Genomic DNA, 12,772 nt, shown 5'->3' on the forward strand with positions numbered 1-12,772 from the left:
TCCTGGGCACCGCCGGGCGCCGGTGGCCGCATCGCCTCGGAAGAGGCCGTCATCGTCGTGGGACCGCACCGCCGGGCCGACGCAGCACGACGCCCCGGTGTCTCCACCGGGGCGTCGTCGGGTTGTGCGGTGCGCGTCGTCAGGCGCTGCGGCGCAGCTTGCCCGCGCGCAGCAGGCCGAGGCGCTCGTCGAGCAGCTCCTGCAGCTCGTTCACCGTGCGCCGCTCGAGGAGCATGTCCCAGTGCGTGCGCGGGGGCTTGCCGGCCTTGGCCTCGGGCTGCGCCGCGTCGCGCAGCAGAGCCTCGGCACCGCAGCGGCACTCCCAGACCACCGGCACGTCCGCCTCGACGGAGAACGGCAGGATGATGGTGTGGCCGTTGGGGCAGTCGTAGTGCGCCTGGAGCCGAGGGGCGAAGTCGACGCCCTCCTCGGTCTCCATGCTGTGGGACCCGATGCGCATGCCGCGCAGGGACCTGTTGGCCATGTGGACCTCCGTGCCGTGTCGTCCCGGTGGACCCGCTCGTGGTGGGCCCTGCCGGATCGTGAGTCGAATCGTTCTGCTACCTGACTGTCAACGCGGCCGGGTACCCCGATGTTCCGGCCGACCGTGAAGGTCTGGTGAACACCCCTCCGTGCGGCGCACGCACGTCGTGGTGGAGACCCCACCCTGTCAGGAACCGGCGCCCGTCGCGCGTCGGGGGAGCGCCGGACGGGGGACGGCGGCACCCCGGTGGGCGACGTGCCCACCTCGAGCCGCGCGGCACGCTCGGGCGCTGCGTTGCGTCCTGCGGACCGCTCCCGGGCGGCGAGCCCGTCCCCGCGGCGCGCGGGTCGGGGGGTCCCTAGGGTGGGCGCCATGACGATGACGTACCGCCGGCTGGGCGACAGCGGACTGACGGTCTCCACGGCCGGCCTCGGGTGCAACACGTTCGGCGCGACGCTGGACCCCGAGGGTGTGGGGGCGGTGGTCGGGGCTGCGCTCGACGCGGGCGTCACCCTGTTCGACACCGCCGACGTGTACGGGGGAGTGCCGGGGCAGAGCGAAGAGCTGCTGGGCGCCGCGCTGCGGGTCCACCGCGACGACGTCGTCGTGGCGACCAAGTTCGGGATGGACGTGCGCGGCCTGCACGGCGCCGACTGGGGCGCGCGCGGGTCCCGGCGGTACGTCCGCCGGGCGATCGAGGGTTCGCTGCGCCGGCTGGGCACGGACCACGTCGACCTGTACCAGCTGCACGCACCCGACCCCGGCACCCCGGTCGAGGAGACGCTGGCCGCGCTGCACGAGCTCGTCGTCGAGGGCAAGGTCCGGTACCTGGGGTCCTCGAACCTCGCGGCCTGGCAGGTGGTCGACGCCGACTGGGTCGCACGGACCGCCGGGACGACTCCGTTCGTCTCCGCCCAGAACCGGTACAACCTGCTGGACCGCGGCGCCGAGGCCGAGCTCGTGCCGGCCGCCGAGCACGTGGGCGTCGGCATCCTGCCGTACGTCCCGCTCGCATCCGGCCTGCTGACGGGCAAGTACCGCCGCGGTGAGGCGGCGCCGGCGGGCAGCCGGCTGGCACGTATGCCGCAGCGGCTGGCCGCGGCGGACTTCGACCGCATCGAGGCGCTCGCCGCGCTCGCTGCCGACTGGGGGGTCGACCTACCCACGGTGGCGCTCGGCGGCCTGGCGGCGCAGCCGGCCGTGGCGTCGATCATCTCGGGTGCCCGCACGCCCGAGCAGGTGCGTGCGAACGTGGCCGCGGCGCTGTGGGAGCCGACGCTCGAGCAGCTCGCCGCCATCGACGAGGCCGCGCCCGGTCCGGTGTGACCTGCGGCCACGAGCAGGCCTCAGGGCACGACCTCACGGGCCGAGCACGCGTGCGCGGTGCTCGCCGATCGCGACCACGGCGCTGAGCCGCACGCCGTGGTCCGCGGTCGTGGTGCGCAGGGCGTGCTCCCACGCGCGCTCCAACGACCCGCGGTCACCACCGGCCGCCCGCACGACGGCCACGGCCACCGACCCGTCGGGCGCGTCGTGGGTGAGGATGTCCGCCAGTGCGACCACCACCTGCCGGACCTGCGCCGGGTCGGGGTGCAGGGGGATGCCGACGAGGGGCAGCACGACGGGCAGCATCGTGCCGTCCGCGTCGAGCAGCGCGAGCCACAGCGCCGGCGGCCCGGCGCGTTCGGGGCCCACGAGCGACAGCATCGCCGCGAGGATGTCGTCGACGTCGCGCAGCGGGTGCGCCGGCAGCACGGGCAGGTCGTCGTCGGGACCGGGGGCGGCCCAGCCGGCCGCGTCGGGCGTGTCCATGCCTCGACCCTGGCCGTGCGGCGCGGGGTGCGGGCGCGCCGACGGACCGGCCGTGGACGCGGCACGGCGGCACCGGGTCTGTGGTCGGTTCGGGGCGCACCCGTGCGGCGTGCCACGGTGCCCGTGCGCGGGACTCGTCACGCGGGGACGATCGGCACGTCGCGCGCCGCGCTTGACGTCCACGGCGCGCCCGGGTCCGGACGCAGCGGGGGATCAGGCCCCGGCGAGGGGTCGGACCCGGATCCCGAACTCGCGGCGCAGCGCCCGCCGCGCCGCGAACCACCCGCCCAGGCCGTGCACCCCGGGCCCCGGCGGGGTGGCGGCGGAGCACAGGTAGACCCCGTCGGCACCGGCCGCGTACGGGTCCGCGGCGGCCGTGGGGCGGGCGATGATCTGCCGCAGGCTCACGGCACCGGCGGCGATGTCCCCGCCGACGTAGTTGGCGTTGTGGTCGGCCATCCGCGCCGCGGGGACGCACCGGGACGCGACGACGACGTCGCGGAAGCCCGGGGCGTAGCGCTCGATGTGGCGGGTGACCGCCTCCGTCACGTCGACGTCGGACCCCGCCGGCACGTGCGCGTACGTCCACAGCGGTCGCAACCCGCCACGCACGCGGCCGGGGTCGACCGTGGCCGGGTCGCTGACCAGGCACATCGGCAGGTCGGCGTGGCGTCCGGCGTGCACCTCGGCCTCGGCGCGCGCCATCTGCGGGCGTGTACCGCCCACGTGGACGGTGCCGGCCCGGGCCACGTCGGGATGCTCCCAGGGCACCGGCCCGGACAGGACGAAGTCGACCTTGGCGGCGCCGTCCCCGTGCCGGTACCGCTCCAGCGCGCTGCGCCGCCCCGGTGCCAGCTCGTCACCGAGCACCTCGAGCAGGGTCCGGGGCGTCGTGTCGAACAGGACGCACCGGGCGTCCGGCAGGTCACGCCGGCTGCGCACCGGATGGTCCGCCACGACGGTGCCGCCGTGGGCGAGCAGGTCGTCGACGAGGGCGGCGACGACCGCACCGGACCCGCCGCGGGGGATCGGCCACCCCTGTCCGGCGTGCGCGAGGGACGCCAGCAGCAGCGCGGTCCCGGCGGCGGCCGGACTGGGCAGGGGAGTGATGGCGTGCGCGGCGACACCGGTCAGCAGCGCGGGCGCGACCTCGTCGCGGAACCGCAGGCCCCACGCGGCCGAGCCCTGCTCGAGCACCCCGAGGCCGAACCGCGCGGCCGTGGCGACGCCGCGCGGGACCAGTCCCGTCGGGACGCTGCGCTTGTCACCCAGCGCCACGCGGACGACGTCGGACGCATGCCCGGACAGCGCACCCACGAGCGCACGCCACGCCGGCCCGTCCGCGCCCAGGCCCGCCACGGTGCGCTCCAGGTCGTGCCACGCCACACCGGCCCGGCCGCCGGGCAGCGGCTGGGCGTACGACGCCTCCGGGACGAGCAGCTCGACACGGCGCTCCAGGCCGATCGCCTGGAAGAAGGGTGACGCCCAGGCCATCGGGTGCACCGCGGAGCACACGTCGTGCACCAGACCGTCGGCCAGTCCCAGGTCCAGCGTGCGGGCACCGCCACCGACGGTCGGCTGCGCCTCGAGGACGGTGACGTCCAACCCGGCACGGGCCATCGTGACGGCCGCGGCCAGGCCGTTCGGGCCGGAGCCGACGACGGCGACATCCACGGTGAGCCCCTTCGGGTCGACGTCTGACCTCGCGATTCAACCATCCCGGGCAGCCGGTGCCACCGGAGGTGTCGTGCGGCGGCGGCGTGCAGACCGCGGCCGCCGCACGGTGTCGAACCGTGCGTGCGGGACGTGCGGGCAAACGCCGATAATGTACATTATGTCAGAACAGCCTGAGCGAGCGGTTTTCCACACCGCCTGCGCCCGCCGCGACGTCCCCCGCTGTCCGCTCGTCGCGGACCGCTCGGGTCGGCGTGGCCGTGCGTCAGCGCAGACGCTTCCCGGTCAGCGCCCGGCGAGTCCGAGGACGTCCGTGCGGCGGACGTACCGTTCCTCGGTGCGCTGCGGGTCACGCGGCAGCACCTGACGCTCACCCGTGCGCTCGAAGCCGGCGCGCACGTACAGGTCGACGGCCGACGCGTTGTCGTCCACGACCCACAGCGAGACGGTCCGGGCCGAGTCGGCGGCACCGGCGCGCACCACGGCGTCGAGCAACGACCAGCCGATCCCGCGCCGACGCACCTCGGGCGCGACCCACAGCGACACCACGTGCCGGTCGTCGTCCGGTGAGCCCGGCTCCTGCACCAGCGACACCAGGCCGCGCGGCGTGCCCTGCTCGTCCAGCGCGACCCACGTCGAGCTCGTGCGCAGTCGCATGCGCCAGTGCGACTCGGCGAACAGCTCCTCGCGGGCCAGCGACGACCCGAACGCGTCGGGCGACTCGCGCAGCGCCCGCAGCCGGATGTCACGCACGGTCGGCCAGTCGTCCTCGTCGACGCGTCGGATCAGCACGCCGTCAGCATGCCCCATCCGCAGGGCACCGGTGTCGAGGCGCGCTCAACCGACCTCGCGTGCCGTCGGCTCGTCCGGGTCCGCGGGCACCGCCTGGCGTGCCCCGTCTCCCCCGTGGCCGGCCGCGTCCGGGACGGCCCGGGCGGCGTCGGCGACCTCCTCCTCGGGACGCGGCGGGATCGTCTCGTCGTACTCCAGCTCGGGCACCTGCGTGTCGTCGAACGACTCGGTCATGTCGGTCTCCTTCCGGCGGCGCCCACGCTAACCGGGCATGCCCGACCCGGCGAGGCGAGGGCTCCCCTCCCCTGCCGCCGTACCGCGGGGGAAGCCACCGCGGCGGGGCCGGTCCCCGACGGAACCAGGCATCCGGTGTCAGACCACCGCACAACCACCGACCCGGCAGCGTGCGCACCCACCTGCGTGGCCGCGTGTCGGGCAGGGGTTTCGTGACGGGCGACGCGTCCGACTACGGTGGGCGCCGTGCTCGTCCTCGGTGTGTGCAGCCTCAAGGGTGGAGTGGGTAAGACCTCCGTGACGCTGGGGCTCGCCTCGGCGGCTCTCGAACGGGGTCTGCGCACCCTCGTCGTCGACCTCGACCCCCAGGGCGACTCCACGATGGCGCTGGGGACGGCGGCCGCACAGGGCGACGTCGCGTCGGTGCTCGACGCACCGTCCGCGCAGACCGTGGCGGCGGCGACGGCCCCGTCGTCGTGGGCCGACCACGGGCTCGACGTCCTGGTCGGCTCCGAGCGGTCCGTCATGCACGACCGCGTCGACGACGCCGATGCCGACCGGCTGCGCTACGCGCTGTCCTGGGTCGCCGGGTACGACCTCGTCCTCATCGACTGCCCGCCGTCGCTCGGCGGGCTCACGCGCACCGGCCTGACGGCGTGCGACCGTGCCGTGGTGGTCACCGAGCCCGGTCTGTTCGCCGTCATGGCGGTCGGCCGCGCGATGCGGACCATCGACGAGCTGCGCCGCGGGCCGGCGCCGTCGCTGCAGCCGCTCGGCATCGCGGTCAACCGCGTGCGGGCGCGCTCGGTCGAGCAGGCCTACCGCCTGCAGGAGCTCCAGACGCTCTACGGACCGCTGGTGCTGACACCGAGCATCCCCGAACGCGCTGCGCTGCAGCAGGCACAGGGCGCCGCGCAGCCGGTGCACGTGTGGCCCGGCGCCGCGGCGGCCGAGCTGGCCGACGTGTTCGACCAGCTCCTCGACCGGGCCCTGCGGGCACCGCGTCGCTGACGGGCACGACCGCTCCCCCGCTGCCCGACCCCGCCGGCTCCCCCGCGGCGACGCCCGGCCCAGCGCACCAGAGGCAGCCATGTGCTGTCGCACGCAGGCCACGCAGCCACCGGACGGTGCCGGCGAGCGACCAGACGCGGACGGACCTCCGCGACAACGCGACGGTCCGCGCGGTGCGGCGGACGGGTCAGCCGGCGGTGCGGGCCCGGCGACGCTGGGCGAGCTCGTCGTGGCCCGTGGCGGCGGGGGCGTCGTCGTCCGCGCGCTCACGCGGGAGCTCGGCGAGCGTGCCCTCGACCTCGCGCCAGACACGACCCACGGCGATGCCGAACACGCCCTGACCGCCCTGGACGAGGTCGATGACCTCGTCGGCCGACGTGCACTCGTACACGCTCGCGCCGTCGGACATCAGGGTGATCTGCGCCAGGTCCTCGACGCCGCGCTCGCGCAGGTGGCCCACCGCCGCGCGGATCTGCTGCAGGGACACGCCCGTGTCGAGCAGCCGCTTGACGACCTTGAGCACGAGGATGTCGCGGAACGAGTAGAGCCGCTGCGTGCCGGACCCCGTCGCGGGGCGGACCGACGGCTCCACGAGCCCGGTGCGCGCCCAGTAGTCGAGCTGGCGGTACGTGATGCCGGCGGCACGGCAGGCCGTCGGCCCGCGGTACCCGGTCGTCACGTCGAGGTCGGGCAGGTCGTCGTCGAACAGCAGGCCCTGCGCGTGCTGAGGGACAGCGCCGGTGTCGTCGGCACTCTCGTTGCGGATCACGGGGCCCTCCCTCGGCGGCGCCCGAGGGCGTCCGCGCTGTACTGGTACGTCGGCAACGCTAGGCCCGGCATGACGGGGGCGCAACGAACGCCCCCGGCGTGTCGGTGTCGATCGCCTCACCTTCAGGTCGACGTCGAAGGTCACCACCCGGACGGCTCAACCGCCCCGCGCCCCGCCCTCCGGGCCGGGATCAGGGCCGATCTCGAAGTCCTCGGCCGAGACGTGGTCCAGGAACTCCCGGAACTGCGCCATGTCCTCCTCGCTGGCCGCCGGCCGGATCTCCACGCCGGCCAGGGCGACCACCTCCGCCGAGCACAGCACGTCGCAGCCGAACCGCAGTGCCACCGCGATCGCATCGGACGCACGCGCGTCCACGTGCCGACCCGACGACAGCACGAGCGCCGCGTGGAACACGCCGTCCTCGAGCCGGTTGATCTCCACGTGGTCGACCGGGGCACCCGCCGCCACCAGCGCGTCGCGCAGCAGGTCGTGCGTCATCGGCCGTGGGGGCACGATCCCGGCCTGGGCCGACGCGATCGCCGACGCCTCCGCCGGCCCGATGAGGATGGGGACGAGCAGCGCGGCGTCGGGGTCCAGGAGCAGCACGACGATCTCGTCGTCGGCCAGGTGCGTACGCACGCCGACGACCTCGACCGGCACCATCTCGGGTTCCACGCCCACGACCCCCACGCTACGTCGCGCAGGGCGCGACGTCTGCCCGGGAGCGGAACAGGGGTGGCGCCCGCGGTCACACGGACGCGGGGAGGCTCAGGGCGCCATCTCGTGGACCGAGGAGCGCACCAGGGCGGTGTGCATGCGGGCGCACAGCTCCCCCACCTCGGCGGCGAGCGTGCCCGCCCGCGCGCGCGCCGACACGCTGCGCTGACCGCGCCACGGGGCGACGACCTGGTCCACGAGGTCGGCCTGGCGGTCCGCCGCCGCACGGAACGTGCGCAGGTGGCGCGGGTCGATGCCGTGGTCCGCCAACGCGGCGGCCACCGCGACGACCTCGCGCGCCCACGGGTCGAACACGCCGCGGGGGCCGGGCCGCAGGACGCCCTGGGTGACCAGGTCGGCGACGAGCTCGGCGTCGACGCCGGCCTCCTGGGCCAGCCGCTCCGCCGTGAGCCGGGTGGTGTCCGGCACGACCCCGTCACGCGTCGCGAGCCGTGCGCGCGCGGGTGGCTCGGCGTCCTCACCCGCGTCGAGGGCCGCCAGCCGCTCCCCGATGACCTTCAGCGGCATGTACCGGTCGCGCTGCTGACGCAGCACGAAGCGCAGCCGCTCGACGTCCGCCGGGGAGTACTGCCGGTACCCCGCGGGCGTCCGCACCGGCGCGACCAGTCCCTGCTCCTCGAGGAACCGGAGCTTGGACGTGGTGACCGTCGGGAACTCGATGTGCAGCGCGGCCAGGACGTCGGAGATGCGCATCGAGGCACGCCGCGAGATCCCGCGCGGCCACGGCTCGACGGCCAGGTCCCCGTCCTCGACGTCGCCCTCCTGCTCGAGGGCAGCGCTCACAGCGCGGTCAGGACGCGTCACGATGGGGGCTGGGGTGGAACGTCATCCGGTACTTGCCGATCTGCACCTCGTCCCCGGGGCGCAGCACGGCCGCGTCGATCCGCTCGCGGTTGACGTACGTGCCGTTCAGGGAGCCGATGTCCCGCACGACGAACTGGTTCCCGTCGCGCACGAACTCCGCGTGCTTGCGCGACACCGTCACGTCGTCGAGGAAGATGTCGGCGCTCGTGCTACGGCCGGCGGTGGTCCGCTCGGCGTCGAGCAGGAACCGTGCACCGGCGCTCGGGCCGCGCTGCATCAGGAGCAGGGCCGAGGTGGGAGGCAGCGCCTGGACCGCCGCGGCCTCGTCGGACGTCAGCCCGACCGGAGGCGCCTCGGTGTCGGCCGGGTCCAGCGAGCCGAAGCTGACCGTCGTGTCCGGGCCGTCGCCCCGGTAGGCGGGGAGCCCGCCACCCGGCGCCCGTCGATCGTCGCTCATGCGCACCTCCCGTGTCGGTCGCGGGCACCCGTGCGAGCGCGCTCGCCGTCGACCCAGCCTTGCCCACTCACCCTATGCGGTCACGGCGCGAGTGCGCAGCACACCGGCACCGCCGGTCGGGTGACGATCACCCCCGGGGACGCGGTGGAGGGCGCGACGCACCGCCAGGGGGGGCGGCGCGCGACCGTCATCCCTCGTCGGTGTCCGGCGTGGCGTGGACCGGGTCGGGCAGCTCGCGGACGGCCTCGACGTCCACGCGGTCGGCCTTCTCGACGGTGCCCCGCCCACCGTCGCTGCGCACCCGCGCCAGCGCGCCACCAGGGATCTCGAGCGCCGGCGCGATCGTGTCCGGATCACCGATCACCGTCCAGCGGAACGGCGAGGTGATGACGGTGCCGTCGACCTCGATCGCGCCGCGGACGCCGGTCACCGCGGTGCTCGCCGTGATCCGCTGCCCGTTGAGCTCCATCGCCTCCGCGCCCGCGTTGCGCAGCTCCTCGAGCACGTGGAGCAGGGTGGTGGGGCGGATCTCGCCGTCCGGCTCCGTCAGCGTGATCCGCACTCCGGGACCCGTGGCGGGCAGGCGACCCGTGAGGATCCCCTGCATCGCGGCCGTGCGTCGAGCGGCATCCAGCGCGGCCTGCTGGCGGTCCGACCCGGACAGCAGCTCGTCCCGTTCGCGCTGCAGGTCACGGGACTCCTGCTCGAGCTCGTCGGTGCGGGTGGTGGTCTCGTCGAGCAGCCGCACCAGGTCGTTCTGCCGCAGCGCGCCCAGCTGCGTGTCCGTGGTCTGGCGCACCTGCACCACGAGCGCGAAGCCCAGCAGGGCGCACAGGCCCGCCGTGATGAGCTGGCCCTGCGTGGTGCGCGGACGCATGGCGTGACCGAGGCGAGCCCAGCCCGACCGCGGGGGCCGCGCACCCACGGCTCCCCCGCGCGCGTCGTCGACGGTCGCGCCCGCGGGCGGGGCGGCCGACGTGCCGGCGTCGGCGGGGGCAGCGGCCTCCGCTGCCCTGGTCCGGGCGTCCGTCGCGGGTGGCAGGTGCGGGGCGTCGGAGGTCCCGGGCGCACCTTCCCCGAGTGCGCCCTCCCCCTGCCCGTCGGGACCGTGGCCGTCGGTACCCGGCTCGTCGGGGACGGGCTCGTCGGTACCCGGCTCGTCGGGGACGGGCTCGTCGGTACCCGGCTCGTCGGGGACGGGCTCGTCGGTACCCGGCTCGTCGAGGACTACCGGATCCTGACCCGAGGCGTCCTGACCCGGCGCGGCCAGCGGCGTCGGAGCGGCCAGCGGCGGCGGCGTGCCGGTCGCGTCGGACGGACCGAGGTCGCCCAGCCCGAGCGGGTCCCTCGGGTCGATGACGGGACCGTCGTCGCACAGGTCGTCGTCACGCGTCCCGCCGTCACGCACCGGGACCTGACCTGCCTCGTCCGCGGACCCGGCGTCCTGCGGCCGGTCGGGCTCGGCGCCGGTCATGCCTTGAACAGGTGCCGGCGGATCGACGCGGCGTTGGAGAAGATGCGGATGCCGAGCACCACGATGACGGCCGTGGTCATCTGCGAGCCCACGCCGAGCTGGTCACCGAGGAAGACGATGAGTGCGGCCACCACCACGTTCGAGAGGAACGAGGTGAGGAACACCCGCTCGTCGAAGATCCCGTCGAGGTAGGCACGCAGGCCGCCGAACAGCGCGTCGAGCGCCGCGACGACCGCGATCGGCAGGTACGGCTGGAGGTTCGCCGGCACGGTCGGCTCGATGAGGAGCCCCGCGACGACGCCGAGCACGAGCCCGATCACCGCGATCACGGCGCCTCCTCTCCGTCGGGACCCCCCGACCCTGCCACATCGGAAGGCGTCGGCCCAGGGCCTTGCGACGCCGTCGACGTGGCGCCGCCGGCGTCCGGGTCGCCGCTCTCCAGGACGCGCGCGGAGCGCAGCGTCAGCTGACCGCGTCCGGGCAGCTCGAGGAGACGCTGCGCGGACACCCGGACGTCGATGCCGTAGCCGGCGAGGGACGCCAGGTGCTGCCCCGTGTACTGCCGCGCCATGCGTGTCTGCATCGTGGCGGCGTCGCCGATCGCCTCGACGGTGTACGGGCTGCTCAGGGGCGTGCTGTCGATGAGCACGGCGTCCCCGGCGCTGCGGATCGCGGTCGTGGAGATCACCCGCTCACCGTTGAGCGCGACGGCCTCCGCCCCGGCCGCCCACAGCCCGTTGACGAGGATCTGCAGGTCGACGTCGAGCACGAGGGCGCCGATGTCGTCCGCCACGGTCTCCTCGTCGCCGTCCGTGACGACGACGCGCAGACCCGGCCCGGACACCGGCACCACCCCGGCCGGGACCGCGTCGTGCTGCAGCTGCGCGAACAGCTCGGGGTCGTCGGTGGCCGCCGCCCGGCCCTGCAGCTGCGCGATCTGCGCCGACAGGTCGGCGTTGATCAGCCGCAGCTCGTCCGCCTGGGCGGTGCGCTCGCGGATCTCCGCCTCGAGCAGCGCGCGCGCCTCGAGCGCCGCCGGCGCGGGCCGCCGCAGCGCCGTCGCGGACGTCGTGGCGAACATGCCGAGCGCCACGGCGAGGACCAGCAGGGCGATCGCGGACAGGACGGTCCGGCGCGGAGCCGTGCCGGCCGCCCGGCGGTCGGCGGCCTCCTGGTACCCCGGGTCGAGCGGTCGTCGGTCGACCTCGGTGAGCAGCGTCATCGACGCGTCGGCCTCGCGCACGGGCCCCGCCTCCGCGTGCCGGGGGCTCACGTGGTCCTCGCGGCACGCCCGTCACGCGCGTCCCGGTGCAGGACGGAGCCCGCCTGCGCGAGGTACAGCGCGCCGGCGAACCAGTAGAGGGCGACCCCCCACAGTGCGCACGCCCACCCCAGCACGCCCGCGACGTCACCGACCGGGGACGGCCACTCCGAGAGCAGCAGCAGCGGGAACGCGTACATGATGGCGAAGGTCCCGGCCTTGCCGGCCAGGTGGACGCGCAGCGGCGGGTGCCCCGCCCGGGCGAGCACGACCAGCATGACGCCCAGCACCACGTCACGCGCCACGAGCACCACGACGAGCCACACCGGGATCACGTCGCGCCACGCGAGACCGAGCAGCGTGACGAGGATGAACAGGCGGTCAGCCGCCGGGTCCAGCATCTGCCCCAGCCGCGTGACCTGGTTCATGCGGCGCGCCAGCACGCCGTCGAGCCAGTCGCTGGCACCGGAGACGAGCAGCACGGCCAGCGCCCAGGCGTCGTGCCCCTCGACGACCATCCACGCGAAGACGGGCACGAGGAGCAGCCGCACGAGACTGATCATGTTCGGCACCGTGAGCACACGCGTGCTGACCGGTGGGTCCTGGGTCACCCTCTCCCCCGTCGTCGTCCTGGCGCGATCCTATGTCCCGAGCCGCGTCGCGCGGCCCGCGAGCATCCGTGCGCACACCCGGCGCGCGCCCGCGCGGGTCCCGGGGCGAGCCCGCCGACGCGGTGGCACGCTCGGGGGATGGACGACGCCCGCCTGATCGACGACCTGCTGCGCACCCCCGCCACGTGGGCGGTGGTGGGCCTGTCGACCAACCGGGAGCGTGCCGCCTACGGCGTGTCCGCGTACCTGCAGCGCCTCGGCCACACGATCGTGCCCGTGCACCCCAGCGCCCCCACCGTCCACGGTGCGCCAGGGGTCCGACGGCTGGCCGACCTGCCGGAGCCGCCCGACGTCGTCGACGTCTTCGTCAACAGCTCACGCGCGGGGGCGGTGGTCGACGAGGCGGTCGCCGTCGGCGCACGCGCGGTGTGGCTGCAGCTCGGCGTCCACGCCGACGAGGCCGTCGCGCGCGCCCGCGCCGCGGGCCTGGTCGTCGTCGAGGACGCGTGCCCGGCGATCGAGGGCAGGGCCCGCGGCCTCGGCTGACCTGGTCCTGCGCCGGTGCGTCAGGGGTGCGTGTTCGACGTCACCCGTCCTGACCCCCCGCTTCGCCCACCCTGTGGGTAGAGTGTCCGGGACATCTGGAGTCGT

At 75.3% G+C, this 12,772-nt stretch carries 16 protein-coding genes; 3 read left to right on the forward strand and 13 right to left on the reverse strand.

The window, feature by feature from the left end; genetic code table 11:
• Positions 1-139 precede the first annotated feature (139 nt).
• Positions 140-484: an RNA polymerase-binding protein RbpA gene (locus tag KG103_RS09525; RefSeq protein WP_207342246.1), complete on the reverse strand. Its 345-nt coding sequence runs from the start codon at positions 482-484 to the stop codon at positions 140-142.
• 378 nt (positions 485-862) lie between these two features.
• Here KG103_RS09525 and KG103_RS09530 point away from each other — a divergent pair, with 378 nt between their 5' ends.
• Entirely contained in the window at positions 863-1,810 is a 948-nt protein-coding gene (locus KG103_RS09530) for an aldo/keto reductase (protein ID WP_207342296.1), read from the forward strand.
• Between the two features lie 33 nt (positions 1,811-1,843).
• Here the strand turns inward: KG103_RS09530 and KG103_RS09535 are convergent, their stop codons facing one another.
• From KG103_RS09535 to KG103_RS09550, 4 genes are all read right to left on the reverse strand, one after another.
• Entirely contained in the window at positions 1,844-2,296 is a 453-nt protein-coding gene (locus KG103_RS09535; protein ID WP_207342245.1) for a hypothetical protein, read from the reverse strand.
• 213 nt (positions 2,297-2,509) lie between these two features.
• Positions 2,510-3,970, reverse strand: coding sequence for a phytoene desaturase family protein (locus KG103_RS09540; RefSeq protein WP_207342244.1), 1,461 nt, complete (start codon positions 3,968-3,970; stop codon positions 2,510-2,512).
• 285 nt (positions 3,971-4,255) lie between these two features.
• Complete coding sequence (locus KG103_RS09545; protein ID WP_249670527.1) at positions 4,256-4,762, reverse strand: GNAT family N-acetyltransferase; 507 nt, start codon at positions 4,760-4,762, stop codon at positions 4,256-4,258.
• A gap of 45 nt (positions 4,763-4,807) precedes the next feature.
• Positions 4,808-4,996, reverse strand: coding sequence for a hypothetical protein (locus tag KG103_RS09550; RefSeq protein ID WP_207342242.1), 189 nt, complete (start codon positions 4,994-4,996; stop codon positions 4,808-4,810).
• 246 nt (positions 4,997-5,242) lie between these two features.
• Here KG103_RS09550 and KG103_RS09555 point away from each other — a divergent pair, with 246 nt between their 5' ends.
• A complete protein-coding gene (locus KG103_RS09555) occupies positions 5,243-6,007 on the forward strand; it encodes a ParA family protein (RefSeq protein WP_207342241.1) in 765 nt (254 codons plus the stop codon).
• A 187-nt stretch (positions 6,008-6,194) separates the two neighbouring features.
• Here the strand turns inward: KG103_RS09555 and KG103_RS09560 are convergent, their stop codons facing one another.
• The 8 genes from KG103_RS09560 to KG103_RS09595 all read right to left on the reverse strand — a co-directional run bounded on the left by KG103_RS09560 (position 6,195) and on the right by KG103_RS09595 (position 12,073).
• A complete protein-coding gene (locus KG103_RS09560; protein ID WP_089799047.1) occupies positions 6,195-6,776 on the reverse strand; it encodes a MerR family transcriptional regulator in 582 nt (193 codons plus the stop codon).
• A 156-nt stretch (positions 6,777-6,932) separates the two neighbouring features.
• The gene (locus KG103_RS09565; protein ID WP_207342295.1) at positions 6,933-7,439 is read right to left on the reverse strand and encodes a bifunctional nuclease family protein; all 507 of its coding nucleotides are present in this window, start codon (positions 7,437-7,439) and stop codon (positions 6,933-6,935) included.
• A gap of 105 nt (positions 7,440-7,544) precedes the next feature.
• Positions 7,545-8,297 carry a transcriptional regulator FtsR gene (ftsR, locus tag KG103_RS09570; RefSeq protein ID WP_249670528.1) on the reverse strand — a complete coding sequence of 251 codons (753 nt, stop codon included), beginning with the start codon at positions 8,295-8,297 and terminating at the stop codon, positions 7,545-7,547.
• A gap of 7 nt (positions 8,298-8,304) precedes the next feature.
• Entirely contained in the window at positions 8,305-8,775 is a 471-nt protein-coding gene (locus KG103_RS09575; protein ID WP_207342240.1) for an FHA domain-containing protein, read from the reverse strand.
• Positions 8,776-8,962: 187 nt separating this feature from the next.
• The gene (locus KG103_RS09580; RefSeq protein ID WP_207342239.1) at positions 8,963-10,249 is read right to left on the reverse strand and encodes a DUF881 domain-containing protein; all 1,287 of its coding nucleotides are present in this window, start codon (positions 10,247-10,249) and stop codon (positions 8,963-8,965) included.
• Positions 10,246-10,578 (reverse strand): small basic family protein, encoded by a 333-nt coding sequence (locus KG103_RS09585; protein WP_089799054.1) that lies wholly within the window; start codon positions 10,576-10,578, stop codon positions 10,246-10,248. The genes KG103_RS09580 and KG103_RS09585 overlap by 4 nt, the downstream gene beginning before the upstream one ends.
• Positions 10,575-11,522 (reverse strand): DUF881 domain-containing protein, encoded by a 948-nt coding sequence (locus tag KG103_RS09590; protein ID WP_207342238.1) that lies wholly within the window; start codon positions 11,520-11,522, stop codon positions 10,575-10,577. Before KG103_RS09590 ends, KG103_RS09585 begins: the two co-directional genes overlap by 4 nt.
• The gene (locus tag KG103_RS09595; RefSeq protein ID WP_207342237.1) at positions 11,519-12,073 is read right to left on the reverse strand and encodes a CDP-alcohol phosphatidyltransferase family protein; all 555 of its coding nucleotides are present in this window, start codon (positions 12,071-12,073) and stop codon (positions 11,519-11,521) included. Before KG103_RS09595 ends, KG103_RS09590 begins: the two co-directional genes overlap by 4 nt.
• A 186-nt stretch (positions 12,074-12,259) precedes the next feature.
• Between KG103_RS09595 and KG103_RS09600 the strand changes: the two genes are divergently transcribed.
• Positions 12,260-12,667 (forward strand): CoA-binding protein, encoded by a 408-nt coding sequence (locus KG103_RS09600; protein ID WP_207342236.1) that lies wholly within the window; start codon positions 12,260-12,262, stop codon positions 12,665-12,667.
• Positions 12,668-12,772 lie beyond the last annotated feature (105 nt).

The organism is Cellulomonas wangleii (assembly GCF_018388445.1).
GTDB lineage: Bacteria > Actinomycetota > Actinomycetes > Actinomycetales > Cellulomonadaceae > Cellulomonas > Cellulomonas wangleii.

Coding starts and splice junctions, on each gene's coding strand:
- KG103_RS09535 (WP_207342245.1), bottom strand. CDS start 2,296: ATGGACACGCCCGACGCGGCCGGCTGGGCCGCCCCCGGTCCCGACGAC.
- KG103_RS09565 (WP_207342295.1), bottom strand. CDS start 7,439: ATGGTGCCGGTCGAGGTCGTCGGCGTGCGTACGCACCTGGCCGACGAC.
- KG103_RS09550 (WP_207342242.1), bottom strand. CDS start 4,996: ATGACCGAGTCGTTCGACGACACGCAGGTGCCCGAGCTGGAGTACGAC.
- KG103_RS09600 (WP_207342236.1), top strand. CDS start 12,260: ATGGACGACGCCCGCCTGATCGACGACCTGCTGCGCACCCCCGCCACG.
- KG103_RS09595 (WP_207342237.1), bottom strand. CDS start 12,073: ATGATCAGTCTCGTGCGGCTGCTCCTCGTGCCCGTCTTCGCGTGGATG.
- KG103_RS09525 (WP_207342246.1), bottom strand. CDS start 484: ATGGCCAACAGGTCCCTGCGCGGCATGCGCATCGGGTCCCACAGCATG.
- KG103_RS09575 (WP_207342240.1), bottom strand. CDS start 8,775: ATGAGCGACGATCGACGGGCGCCGGGTGGCGGGCTCCCCGCCTACCGG.
- KG103_RS09530 (WP_207342296.1), top strand. CDS start 863: ATGACGTACCGCCGGCTGGGCGACAGCGGACTGACGGTCTCCACGGCC.
- KG103_RS09580 (WP_207342239.1), bottom strand. CDS start 10,249: ATGACCGGCGCCGAGCCCGACCGGCCGCAGGACGCCGGGTCCGCGGAC.